Raw genomic sequence first — 12,575 nt, 5'->3', positions numbered from 1 at the left:
TGATTTGGGTTTGATCGATTAATTGATTGAGAAAAAGACAGATAAATTATACCTTGCTCATCATCTTTCACTTGTTGATAAATTTTAGTAATGAATGATTTATGTATTTAGATGGAAGTTATTAGAAGGTAGTAGAAATCCATTTAAATAAAAGTGCTATAAGATAAAGAGGTACACCGACAATAATTAGCCCTGCTATAAAGTACGATACATAATACAGAATATCATGTATAGCACCAGCAAAATCATCAATAAAACTTTTCATGATATTTTACAACTCCTTCACTATTTACTATTTTAACATAAAATAATTAAACTTCTTGTGAAGTTCAGAATTTTATGTATAATTATCTTAACTAATATAAAATAGTAGCGATGAAGAGGAAAAGTAAAGTGATGATGTTATAAAGAGAGCTTCTGCTGGTGGGAACGAGGCAAACTAGTCATTTGAACATGATCTCTGAGCTTCGTACTGAACGTTATGTGACTAGTAGGATACGACAAGGTTTGGCACTTGTTATCCCTGTCAAAGTATAAAGGCTTATTGCCATGTACTTATAAAGTCAAGCGATGTGAGTTGTTTGAAAATTAAGGTGGTACCACGAGTATAATAACCTCGTCCTTATCGGAATTTTTCCGGTAAGGACGAGGTTTTTTGTTTATTAAAAAGGAGGAATAGGAAATGAGTATTTTTATTGGAGGGGCTTGGCCTTATGCAAATGGCTCTTTGCATTTAGGACATATAGCTGCATTATTACCAGGGGATATACTGGCAAGGTATTTTAGACTAAAGGGAGAGGATGTACTATATGTTTCGGGAAGTGACTGTAATGGAACACCTATTTCTATAAGAGCCAATAAGGAAGGGATTTCGGTAAGGGAGGTAGCCGATAGATACCATTCTGAATTTGAATATTCGTTTCGGAGATTAGGGTTTTCTTATGACCTCTATTCGCGAACAGACAGTGAGAATCATCACCAAGTCGTAAAGGAACTATTTTTAAAGCTATTAGATAATGGATTTATATATAAAAAAGAAATAGAACAGACCTATTGTGAGCAAGACAAGCAATTTTTACCGGATAGATATGTAGAAGGGAAATGTCCAAATTGTGGTAGCAATGCTCGTGGAGATCAATGTGATAATTGTTCCAAGATATTAGACCCATTAGATTTAATCGACCGAACGTGTAAGCTTTGTGGAAGTGAACCGACAACCCGTAAAACGGAGCATTTTTACTTTATGTTAAGTGCTTTTCAAAAACAATTAGAGAAATATGTTCACGAAGCAAGAAATAATGAGTTATGGAGAGATAATGCAATTCAATTAACGGAGCGGTATTTAAAGGAAGGACTGTTGGATCGAGCAGCCTCTAGAGATTTGCCAAATGGAGTTAGTATTCCTGTAAAAGGCTATGAGGAAAAGAAAGTTTATGTTTGGATAGAAGCAGTAGCAGGATATTATTCAGCAAGTAAAGAGTGGGCAAAAAATTCTAATAAAGAAGATAAACCATATTGGTCAAAAGAGACGATCTCATACTATGTGCATGGAAAAGATAATATCCCATTTCATACACTAATTTGGCCAGCAATCTTATTAGGGATAAATAACCAGGCATTACCTACACATATTATTTCAAATGAGTATTTGACGCTTGAGAAAAGAAAACTATCTACAAGTCAAAATTATGCGGTTTGGATACCTGATATTTTAAAAAGGTATCATCCTGATTCCATTCGTTACTTTTTAACTATCAATGCTCCAGAGAATCGTGACACTGATTTCTCCTGGAGAGAATTTATATACAGCCATAACTCGGAACTACTTGGCGCATATGGAAATCTGGTGAACCGAACATTTAAATTCGTAGAGAAGTTTTATGAAGGTAATATACCTGTAAACAGTATAAATGAAATAATAATAATACAAACAGAAAGATTATATGAAGAAGTAGGAGAGCTAATAGAAAAAGGTCATTTTAAATTAGCATTAGAAAAAATATTTCAATATATTCGTAATGGTAACAAATATTTTGATGCTCAAAAACCATGGATTCAACTAAAAGAAGAGGAAATAGAATGTAAATGTACGATTGCTACTTGTGTATACATTATTGGCAATATAGCGCAAATATTATCACCATTTCTACCCTTTTCAAGCGAAGAAGTAAAGGCAAATCTCCAAATAGATAAATTCTCTTGGCAGCCTTTTGAGCCGGCGCCAATTCAGTTGCAAACGGTTAGACCTTTATTTGAAAGAATAGATATTAGTGCTATACAAGATGAACTAGATAAACTAAGGGAAAGAGAAATTAGGCTATCGTAACCAGGTAAAAGGAGTGGAATTCCATGGCATTTCATGAAATTTCACTCAAGTTCTACTTTTCTTTTTTCACTATAGTATAGTCAATATCCAAAAAAGGAATGGAGAAGATTTTCATCCGATGTTTAGCAAAAAGGTCTCCACTTGGTTCTTCATCTATAAAAAACTGCTCCTGAAGTGGCAGCTTAAAGACAATGTTGCGAAACGTCAAGTAAATTCCAGCATCAGAATTGCCGTTTCCGCGACTTGTTAATATTAGGTTTCCATTGTTTTGTTCATGCAGTTCAAGTATGCCAATCATGGATGTGAAAGGGAGTGGAAGTGCAATATTCATATAAGTTTTCTCGCCCTTTACATATGAAGAGTATAAGGCCACAAAAATAACGTCAGATTCTATTTTTCGAAGCCATGCCCTAGTTCTAATACGACCGTCGTTAACAGCAATAATGTCACCAGTCATTTCCGTTTTCTTAGAAGAATAGGGTAAATTCAACTGTTGGATTCTTTGACTAATAACTCTATAGACAGCCGCAATTGGTTTAAACCACGGATACCAATGTACTTCTGAAAACAAATAGTACTGTTTAGTATTTTCGTAGAATTCTATAATTGTAGACTTCACATTATCCCTGTTAACATAAACCCCCATATCATCTACGAGTCCAGTGTAGCATTCGTTACCTTTGTTTGGCTCTAGTATTTGTTCACCAATAACAAATTTCCCACGTATATGACTTATTGGAACATTCAATTCTTTGTATAGGGGAGCAGGTGTTGAAATAGACCAACCGATAATACCAACTAATCCAAATAACAAACAGTTAAAAAATCCGTGAAACTTTAACATAAACTCAATACTGACCTGGAATACTCCAAAAGCATTTCCAAGCGCATATAGTAAAGAGAAAATAATAGTAATTCCTAATGCACTAAACGAAATTAAAATCAGCGTTTTTTGTACAAGTCCTTTAAATGGAATTCTAAACGCTAGAACGATAAATCCATAAATACCAATAATATATAGTAGGACAGATACTAACTCAAGCCAAGGGGAGAATGTAATCCCTGCTGCAACTATTAATGGTGATACTAAAATTATCGTAGCAAAGAATGGGTAACTCTTAGGTTTATAAAGTCTACCAGCAAACCCTATAAAAATAGGTAATAGAAAAGATGAATAATGGAAATGGATTGCCGTAAGCCAAGTTAACATAGGGGAGAACCCAGTATCAAACCCTATTTCGTAAATAAAAAACCATATCCCCCCCATGGATAAATACATGAGACCAACATCAATGGAAAACTCCTCTAAATGAGTAAATCCTCTTTTAGCAAAACGAATAAATCCGCATATAGCAACGGCAAAAGTAAACAGTAAATAGATGAAAGCAAGGATAAAGTCAAAACTAGTTTTTTCTGTTATTTGAAGTACAATAACCGAAAAAACAGCAGGAAGAACAAAGTAATACATTCGTAGTTTTAGTTTTAGAATGAGTTGCAAAGTTAGCGGGACAAATAAGAGTTGTGCTATTGTCAGCATTAAAAAGTACCAAGGATTCACAGTAAATAATGCAGTAAAAGTAAATAAAATTATATGTATACTAGCAAGAATCTTATAAGTCATCAGCTCGGAATTCCCCCTTATATTCAAATAAAGTACCAATTAGCGGGTTCGTAATCCATACATGTATACAAAAACTCTCATTTTCCTTCACATAACTTTCCTTGACTAAAACGTTTCCTTGAAAAGATTTTGGAATAGGCAATTCAAATTTTCCAAGTACGAGTCGTTGTTTTTGTGATTCGATTCTTAAATGTCCTTGATCTGTAACTTCAAAAGTCAACTCAGAGTAAATTAGACTAGGTTCACCTAAGTAGTCTTTCACTAATTCCTTATTTATATCTAAGGTCATGAGAGCATTAAAATCCCGGTTATTATTTGGGAAATAAAATTTTCTTTCCCAGTGAACCTGTTGTTCACCGTTAGATCCAATTTGTGGTTTATTGACAATTTGAAAAGGTATATTATTCCCATGTTCAGGGAACAAGAATTTTCTGCGTGCAGCAAATAGTTTGAATAGATATAGCCACTTTGGGCCACTAGTTATTTCATGCATTACTCCGGTTGCTTTAAAGGTTTTACCATCTTTAAACCCATATCTTTTTTGAAGCATTGGGTGCATTTTATAAAATTGGTTACCAAGAATTTCTTTATAAATGGACATGTATAAGCTCCTTACCTTACGCGTTTACAGCTTCTAGCTGTTGGGATATCCTTACCTGCTAACAAACCAATAATTGTTAGAACGATTAAAGATAAATTAAATGTTATCGGATTGAATGGATGTGAAAGTACTGAAGTGTCGGCAAAGATTGCAGAAATAGTGAGTAGTGGAAGTATGACTAACTGCAATCTAAGTAATCTTGTTTTATTTTGATAGAGAATCCAAATTAATCCGAAAATGATTTCAATCACGCCAATAGCAGCGACCATATTATTAGTATCACTTGGCTTGAGAGGTAGTAATGCGTTAGTCAAAGCAACTTCCTCTGGATGCATCATGATTAATTTGGGAACTAACCCTTGATAAATCCAAACGAAAAAGAATAGAAAAGTAATTATCCAATGTGTAAAAAATCGTATATATTGTCCTGATGGGGCATCTCCTTTTTCAATCCACCTTTTTAAGACATCAAAGCTTAGTGCAGTTGCCCATCCCATTAAAGGTCTAATAGCAATTCTATCCAGCAATTTACCAGGTGTGCCAAATTGCACTTCATAATCGTATTGAGTGAAAAACTTAGTGTTACTCTGTTCAGGAATATACTTCCAATAACCTTTTCCTTCTTTAATAGGAGATAAATAATGGTCCGACCCGAAATGAAGGGAAGATGTTCTTGAATCGTTCTTAGAATGTAAGGTACCGACACTTTTGCCCCAGCCATTTATAGCTATTCCGAAACCTATTTTCGTTTTATATTCAAATAGTTGTGCTTCATTTTCTTCTTTTGGCAAGTAAGTAATAGAAGAAAAGCGTAAGTCCCATTGCTCATGCAATGTGGGATTTTGGGAAGCCTCCCAAACACGTTCTACATTATCTTCAATCAGAATTTCTACATATATCGGTTTGTTTTTCATTATTGCACCCCTTCCTGAGAATACCACAAAGGTATGATCTTTTGCCTATTCGTTATCATTAAATTTCAATTTATTCCGTTTAATTTACTTCTTCTTTCAAAAAGTAAATTATCTCTCCATACTCCATTTACTTTCCCAATTCGTTCACGATATCCGACATCTCTAAAACCATGGTTTAAATGCAGATGAATACTAGCAGTATTTTCCGGGAAAATAGATGACTGCAAGGTCCAAAATCCATTTTCTTCAGATGTTTTTATTAAATGATCTAAAAGCATATGTCCCACGCCCTTTCCTTTTGCTTTCGGATGGACATAAATACTAACCTCGCCGACCCCATCATAAACCATTCTGTTAGAAACAGGAGAAAGTTTATACCAACCTAATAATAGATCCCCATCTTTAATAACATTGCTACATTTTTTGAAACTGTTAGATATCCACTTGTCAAAAGTCATAGGTGCTTCCGTTTCGAAAGTAGCATTATTTGTTTGAATGCCACATTCATAAATATATTTAATTTGCTCCCAATCTTTACTAGAAGCTTTCTCGAATTTTAAAAGCATAGTGTTTGCTCCTTCAAAAAGTTATTTTATACTTGCATTATACAAGTAATTATAATATAAATAAATAAGGGAGTGAATTCGATGGAAAACAAACGAGAATTATTTCAGCTTTTAACAAGAAGATTTGGACTACTCAATAAAAACTGCTGTTCCATTGGTGCAGTAGAAATATCAACTGTTCAAAGTCACATTATATATGAAATCGATAAACAGCCTGAATCCTCTATGCAGCAAGTAGCAGAATTATTAGCGATGGATATTACTACCTTTAGTAGGCAAATTCAAAACCTCATTAAAATGGAGCTCGTCACAAAATCACCTTCTGCCCAAGATAAAAGGGTTTCCTTATTAGCTCTAACCGTACAAGGTAAGTTTGTTGCCACTACAATTGATGAGTCGATGAATACTTATTTGGAAGAAGTGTTCTCCCACATGAATGAATTCGAACGTGACACAGTTTTACGTTCAATAGAACTATTAAATAAAGCTATGTCCAAATCTAGTGTCTGTTGTAATACGGTATGCTAATATAGAATTTATTTGTAAAATACAAGTATTTAAAGAAAGGAATCCTTTATTATGATGAATTTTAATATTATTGATAAGTCTTTATGTTGTATACCTAATAATGACATAGATCATTTGCCTGTCGCAATTATCGGTGCAGGGCCTATAGGACTTGCGGCTGCTGCACATTTAGCCGAGCGCGGGGAACCTTTTATCCTAGTGGAATCGGGAGAAAAAGTTGGTTCTAACATCCGTCAATGGGGTCATGTTCGATTATTTTCTCCATGGCAATATAATATTGATAAAATTGCCAGAAAGCTCCTAGAACATAATAATTGGATTGCACCACCAGCTGAGGAATTACCTAATGGTAAGGAATTAGTTGAACTATATTTAGAACCACTTTCAGAATTACCTCAAATACAACCACATATTTTATTTAATTCTATTGTTACTGCGGTAAGCAAAAAAGGATTAGATAAAATGAAGACCGAAGATAGGGAAAATGCATCGTTTGCTATATATTTGGAGCAAGATGGAACTACAAGCCGTATAGAAGCAAAAGCAGTAATAGACGCTTCTGGTACTTGGTCACATCCGAATCCTATAAACACGGATAATGTTTGGACACTAGAAGAAAAAGTCTTACAAGATCACATTTATTATGGCATTCCTAACACTGCTACTATCAGGGGGAAATACAGTGATAAACGAGTTGCAGTAATTGGGGGAGGTCATTCTGCTATTAACACTATTCTTGAACTTACAGAGTCAGGTAGTCAAGAACTTTACTGGATTATGAGGAAGAAAAAAGTAGAAGATGCTTATGGTGGAGAGGAAAAGGATGCACTGGAAGCAAGAGGTGAGCTTGGTAGTAGAATTCATCACTTAGTGGATAATGGAACAGTAAAACCAATTACTCCATTCTATATACAGCAACTAAAGGACGCACCAACAGGAATTCAAATAATTGGTCAATTAAACGGAAAACCTTTTGAACTTGAAGTAGATGAGATTATTGCCAATACAGGAAGTCGTCCAGATTTTTCTTTCTTGAGAGAAATTAGATTAAGTGTAGATGTTGGCACAGAAAGTGTAGAAGCTCTTTCCACTTTAATAGATCCTAATTTGCATAGTTGTGGGACAGTTCGTCCTCATGGTGAAGAAATTTTGCGTCAGCCAGAAAAGAACTTTTACGTTGTCGGGATGAAAAGCTATGGCCGTGCTCCTACATTTTTAATGGCAACTGGTTATGAACAGGTTAGATCGGTAGTTGCCTATCTAACTGGAGATTTAACAGCATCGAAGGCGATAGAATTGGATTTACCGGAAACTGGAGTGTGCAGCACGGATATTAAAGCATCTCAAGCAGGTTCATCCTGCTGTGGAGGATGCTAAAGGAGTAAATAATTATGACTGTTAATAATGGTGGCAAATTATCAAAAGAGTATTTTATATCCTATTTAAAACTAATTATGGCTACCAAAACGTGTTCACTGGAAGAAGCAAGAGAATATATGTTCGAACATTTTTTTAAGGGTAACAAGGATACATTTGGAGAGTACAGTTACTATCACTTTTTACAGGCAGCAGATATATATAAATCCAAAATAGTTTAGCAACAAGGGAGAGTATAAATTGACAGATGCAATATTAGCATCACTGATATTCCTAATTACACTTGCATTTGTTATTTGGCAGCCGAAGAATTTATCAATAGGCTGGACAGCATGTGGCGGAGCTTTAGTGGCTTTGTTAGTGGGAGTAGTTGGTATACAGGATGTTCAGGAAGTAATCGGAATAACATGGAATGCAACGTTGTCTTTTGTTGCAATTATACTAATTTCATTGGTTTTAGATGAAATTGGATTGTTTGAATGGGCGGCACTCCATATGGCAAAAGCAGCGAAAAGTAATGGAGTCAAGATGTTCATTTATGTAAGTATATTAGGGGCAATAGTCGCAGCGTTTTTTGCAAATGATGGAGCAGCATTAATATTGACCCCTATTGTATTGGCAATGGTACGTCATTTGAATTTTAAAGAAGCAATGATCTTTCCATTTATTATGGCAAGCGGATTCATTGCAGATACGACTTCGCTACCATTTGTAGTTAGTAATTTAGTTAATATCGTTTCGGCAGACTTTTTCCAAATTAGTTTTGTGGAATATGCTTCAAGAATGATTATTCCGAACTTATTCTCGTTAATTGCAACGATTAGTGTGTTATTTATATATTTCAGAAATAGCATTCCAAAAACATATGATTTATCCAGATTAAAAGAACCGAAAGAAGCTATTAAAGATTTAAAAATGTTCCATCTTTCCTGGTACGTATTATTAATACTACTAGTTGGTTATTTTACTAGTGAATTCATAAATCTGCCTGTTTCAATTGTAGCAGGAGTTGTTGCCATATTTTTTATATTAATGGCAAAAAAGAGTCATGTAGTGAATACTACTAGTGTAATAAAAAATGCACCATGGAATATAGTGTTTTTCTCGGTTGGTATGTATGTCGTTGTATATGGATTAGGAAATGCATGGCTTACACATTCGTTAGCAGGTGTAATTCAGTTTGTGTCAGAACAAGGTTTATTTGTGGCAACCATGTCTATGGGATTCATTGCAGCATTTCTATCATCAATTATGAATAATATGCCTACAGTTATGATTGATGCACTTGCGATTGCTGAAACGAATACTTCGGGAGTAATACGAGAAGCACTTATATATGCAAATGTAATTGGTTCCGATCTTGGCCCAAAAATTACGCCAATTGGTTCACTTGCGACATTAGTATGGCTACATGTCCTATCTCAAAAAGGGGTGAAAGTATCCTGGGGCGTATATTTTAAAACAGGCATAATTTTAACGGTACCTATTTTGTTCATCACTTTGTTTGGACTTTACTTAACGTTATTAATTTTTTAAAGGAGATTTTTATGACAAAACAAACGATTTACTTTCTATGCACAGGCAATTCCTGCCGTAGCCAAATAGCTGAGGGGTGGGCAAAGAAATATTTAGGTGATAAATGGGATGTATTTAGTGCTGGGATTGAGGCGCATGGACTTAATCCGAATGCTGTAAAGGCTATGAATGAGGTAGAAATTGATATTTCTGGACAAACTTCTGATATTATTGACTTAGAAATTCTAAACCATGCAGATTTAGTCGTAACGCTTTGTGGCGACGCAGCAGACAAATGCCCAATAACACCACCAAATGTTAAAAGAGAACATTGGGGCTTCGAAGACCCAGCGAAAGCTACTGGAACTGCAGAGGAAAAGTGGAGTGTATTCCAACGAATTCGTGATGAAATCGGAATTAAAATTCGACAATTTGCATTAGAAAGTAATAAATAGGGCTAATATTAAAAGCACTTTTCACTAATTCGGAGTGAAAAGTGCTTCTTTATTTACTCGTTTGAATTATCAGACGAATTGTCTGTGGTATCATCATCCTGTATTTTTTCTTCTTCATCATTCGCTTCATTTTCAATTCCTGCGTCATTTTCTCCATCATCTTCTAACAATGGATCATTTACTTCAATATCATCCACATCTGCATCGTCATCACCACATGCTCCGAGAATAAGTAATGAAGATATTGCTAAAGGTAATGCAATCATTTTTCTTTTCATCTTATTTGCCTCCAGTTTATCGTAAATTATTTTATAGACTTAGTTTCTATGTACCTCTTATTCAAAAACATAAACTTTTAGAATCTGTTTAACAACTAAAAAAGTAGATGGAGAATATTATTCCACTCCATCTACTTTTAAGCAGAAATCTATATTATTGTATGCTTTTTAACGCTTGTACTCGATTTAAATACCAAAATAATCTTCACTTAAAGTAAAATCAATAAGTAGGGTAAATACTTTCATATAATAGACCTTGTATAAAAGGGAGTGGTCGGAATGATAATGAGAGAAGCAAAGGTTTCTGACGCAACTGAGATAGCTTTAGTGCATGTGGAAAGCTGGAAGGACTACTTATAAAAACATTAGAGGATAATAGCTCAAGGCTGTTTTATGAGGCTATGGGCGGCAAACAAATTGGAAAAGTTGAGGTAGAGTTTGCGGGTGAGAAATTAAATGAACTCATATATGGATGGGATAATATTAACAATATATTTCATTGAAAGTACTGACTAAAATAAACCACTGTTTTACAAATTCTAAAAGGGCATCTAGGCTATTAAGCTAATAGAATTTGTATCGATGACAAGATAGGAGATTTACATGAGAGTGTTATTGGAGTTAATCCGAATTATTATTATGTTTGCTATTGTGGGAAGTGCTTTAGGTTATATATTGGAAAACGTATACTTAGAAATGGGCATTCATCCAGAAAAGTTAGGTTCGATTGGATTTATTGCTATTTTTGTTTTGTTTTTTGTTCTATATAGAAATAAGTTGCAATTCAGTGGTTGGTACAAGGGGAAAGGTATAGAAAAACTTCCGAGAAAAGTCTCGCAAATACTTATTATAAGTTCCATTGTTTTACTATTAATACCACCAGTTTTGAAATTGTTATTAGGGTAAAAGCAGGTTGGTCTATGAAAAATTGTCAATTACATAACGGAATTCCCTGTCAGAGGATATAAACCTTATAAGTTTACTCTTCTCTCATTTATTTTCACTCTAATTAGATCCAGAAAAATTTTGTTGCATAATATTTATATACAATTGGATACTAAGCAGGAATGTAAAAGGAGAGATACTACTTATGGCCATATGTCCTTTATGTAATTCATTAAAAGTACTCAACATAAATTGTCCCAAATGTAAAACTCAGTTGGAGGACTCAGGAAAAATATCTGATTATTTGGATCCATACGGTCATTATAATGATGAAGAGACCGTGAAAATGGGAGATGGCTATCCGAACACAGCAAAAGATAAGATTTGTCCACATTTAATGGTTTGCCAAAACTGTCAATATGATGTGGTAAAGTTTATACAAGAGGAATAGGGGAGAATTCGCTCATCTAGTCGTGTCTCCGAAAAAAACTCAAGTAATAACTACTTGAGTTTTTTTGTTTCTATTTGATCATTAGAATTGCATATCACTTAGGCCAGGACTGTGTTCATTTGGCATTTCTGGCATCAAGGGGAGTGGAAAACCAGCGGGTGGATCTGTAACAGTTAGGTCACCATGATTACGACTAGGGCTAGTGCCATGAATGATTTCAGCAATTCTAGTAGGATCCAATCGAAAGTTGAATGTGGAGTTATGATAACCCATATCTATATACTTCTTACATTCGGGGTATTTGTTAATATCGTAATTTGGTACAGGGAACAGTTTTCCCCACTGTACACCAAGTGTTTCTAATGCCTTAGCAAACGCGTTTTGGTGGGAGTTATCTCTTACGATAAGGAATGCAAGCGTTTCTCTGAATGTTTTGTTGGAACTCATTTCATAAATTCTAGTTTTTTGGAGGACTCCTGTTGACTCAAGAACAAGGTTGTCAAGTAAATCTCCTATTAAATTTCCATGACTATAAACCCATGAACCATTCCAGGGATTTCCTACCGCATCGGCAGGTAAGGAAGCTTGCGCACCAATAATGAAATGATGAGGGTTTGCATGTTTTATTGCTTCATCGAGAGGAGCCCCATCTATACCAGTATTTCCAGGCACTGCGGATTCACCTGACCCATTTAATAACTGATTAATCGTATTTTGTACTAATTCTACATGAGCAATTTCCTCTAGAAACACTCCTCTAAGCAAATCTCTAAATTGTGTTTCCTTTCCTCTAAAGTTAGAGCTTTGAAAAAAATACTGCATCATTGTACGCATCTCACCAAAATGACCGCCCAATATTTCTTGTAATACCTTTGCAGCAGCAGGGTCTGGCTGGTCTGGGACTATTTGATTTATCAATTCTTCCTTATAATAATACATTCCTCATCCTCATTTCATTCTTTATTGATACCTAGTATTTGAATCGCAATCACCTTTATACATTAAATATAGTAGATGTTTTTATTTGTGTAAGAAACTGAAGATTAATAAAATGAAAG

At 34.6% G+C, this 12,575-nt stretch carries 15 protein-coding genes and 1 other annotated feature; of the genes, 8 read left to right on the top strand and 7 right to left on the bottom strand.

The window, feature by feature from the left end; translation table 11 throughout:
* Positions 1–121: 121 nt before the first annotated feature.
* Positions 122–265 (bottom strand): hypothetical protein, encoded by a 144-nt coding sequence (locus tag ACQCPR_RS10050; protein ID WP_269915672.1) that lies wholly within the window; start codon positions 263–265, stop codon positions 122–124.
* Positions 266–366: 101 nt separating this feature from the next.
* Positions 367–627: a binding site (T-box leader), on the top strand.
* A 55-nt stretch (positions 628–682) separates the two neighbouring features.
* On the opposite strand from ACQCPR_RS10050, the gene metG reads away from it, so the two are divergent.
* Entirely contained in the window at positions 683–2,326 is a 1,644-nt protein-coding gene (metG, locus tag ACQCPR_RS10045; RefSeq protein WP_427136920.1) for a methionine--tRNA ligase, read from the top strand.
* Between the two features lie 52 nt (positions 2,327–2,378).
* Here metG and ACQCPR_RS10040 read toward each other — a convergent pair whose 3' ends face one another.
* The 4 genes from ACQCPR_RS10040 to ACQCPR_RS10025 all read right to left on the bottom strand — a co-directional run bounded on the left by ACQCPR_RS10040 (position 2,379) and on the right by ACQCPR_RS10025 (position 6,028).
* Complete coding sequence (locus ACQCPR_RS10040; protein ID WP_427136919.1) at positions 2,379–3,947, bottom strand: YndJ family protein; 1,569 nt, start codon at positions 3,945–3,947, stop codon at positions 2,379–2,381.
* Positions 3,937–4,548, bottom strand: coding sequence for a DUF4166 domain-containing protein (locus ACQCPR_RS10035; protein WP_427136918.1), 612 nt, complete (start codon positions 4,546–4,548; stop codon positions 3,937–3,939). The genes ACQCPR_RS10040 and ACQCPR_RS10035 overlap by 11 nt, the downstream gene beginning before the upstream one ends.
* An 11-nt stretch (positions 4,549–4,559) precedes the next feature.
* On the bottom strand, positions 4,560–5,462 hold the full coding sequence (locus ACQCPR_RS10030) for a DoxX-like family protein (protein WP_427136917.1): 903 nt from the start codon (positions 5,460–5,462) through the stop codon (positions 4,560–4,562).
* A gap of 65 nt (positions 5,463–5,527) precedes the next feature.
* Positions 5,528–6,028, bottom strand: coding sequence for a GNAT family N-acetyltransferase (locus ACQCPR_RS10025; RefSeq protein ID WP_090569643.1), 501 nt, complete (start codon positions 6,026–6,028; stop codon positions 5,528–5,530).
* Positions 6,029–6,109: 81 nt separating this feature from the next.
* On the opposite strand from ACQCPR_RS10025, the gene ACQCPR_RS10020 reads away from it, so the two are divergent.
* The 5 genes from ACQCPR_RS10020 to arsC are packed head-to-tail and all read left to right on the top strand — an operon-like array spanning position 6,110 to position 9,903.
* The gene (locus ACQCPR_RS10020) at positions 6,110–6,556 is read left to right on the top strand and encodes a MarR family winged helix-turn-helix transcriptional regulator (protein ID WP_090569641.1); all 447 of its coding nucleotides are present in this window, start codon (positions 6,110–6,112) and stop codon (positions 6,554–6,556) included.
* Positions 6,557–6,610: 54 nt separating this feature from the next.
* Complete coding sequence (locus ACQCPR_RS10015; protein WP_427138929.1) at positions 6,611–7,933, top strand: NAD(P)-binding domain-containing protein; 1,323 nt, start codon at positions 6,611–6,613, stop codon at positions 7,931–7,933.
* A gap of 14 nt (positions 7,934–7,947) precedes the next feature.
* Entirely contained in the window at positions 7,948–8,154 is a 207-nt protein-coding gene (locus ACQCPR_RS10010; RefSeq protein ID WP_090569633.1) for a hypothetical protein, read from the top strand.
* 19 nt (positions 8,155–8,173) lie between these two features.
* The gene (locus tag ACQCPR_RS10005; protein WP_090569629.1) at positions 8,174–9,469 is read left to right on the top strand and encodes an arsenic transporter; all 1,296 of its coding nucleotides are present in this window, start codon (positions 8,174–8,176) and stop codon (positions 9,467–9,469) included.
* Between the two features lie 11 nt (positions 9,470–9,480).
* A complete protein-coding gene (gene arsC, locus ACQCPR_RS10000) occupies positions 9,481–9,903 on the top strand; it encodes an arsenate reductase (thioredoxin) (protein ID WP_090569626.1) in 423 nt (140 codons plus the stop codon).
* Between the two features lie 53 nt (positions 9,904–9,956).
* Here arsC and ACQCPR_RS09995 read toward each other — a convergent pair whose 3' ends face one another.
* Positions 9,957–10,181, bottom strand: a complete 225-nt coding sequence (locus ACQCPR_RS09995) for a hypothetical protein (protein ID WP_090569623.1) — start codon at positions 10,179–10,181, stop codon at positions 9,957–9,959.
* A 603-nt stretch (positions 10,182–10,784) separates the two neighbouring features.
* On the opposite strand from ACQCPR_RS09995, the gene ACQCPR_RS09990 reads away from it, so the two are divergent.
* The gene (locus tag ACQCPR_RS09990) at positions 10,785–11,087 is read left to right on the top strand and encodes a hypothetical protein (RefSeq protein ID WP_090569620.1); all 303 of its coding nucleotides are present in this window, start codon (positions 10,785–10,787) and stop codon (positions 11,085–11,087) included.
* Between the two features lie 184 nt (positions 11,088–11,271).
* Complete coding sequence (locus ACQCPR_RS09985) at positions 11,272–11,517, top strand: hypothetical protein (protein WP_090569617.1); 246 nt, start codon at positions 11,272–11,274, stop codon at positions 11,515–11,517.
* An 81-nt stretch (positions 11,518–11,598) separates the two neighbouring features.
* Here ACQCPR_RS09985 and ACQCPR_RS09980 read toward each other — a convergent pair whose 3' ends face one another.
* Positions 11,599–12,456, bottom strand: coding sequence for a manganese catalase family protein (locus ACQCPR_RS09980; RefSeq protein WP_090569614.1), 858 nt, complete (start codon positions 12,454–12,456; stop codon positions 11,599–11,601).
* Positions 12,457–12,575 lie beyond the last annotated feature (119 nt).

Origin of the sequence: Psychrobacillus psychrodurans (assembly GCF_050209195.1) — a bacterium.
Taxonomy (GTDB): domain Bacteria; phylum Bacillota; class Bacilli; order Bacillales_A; family Planococcaceae; genus Psychrobacillus; species Psychrobacillus psychrodurans.
The sequence above is the reverse complement of the archived record's forward strand: the minus strand, read 5'-3'. Positions and strand labels throughout refer to the sequence as shown.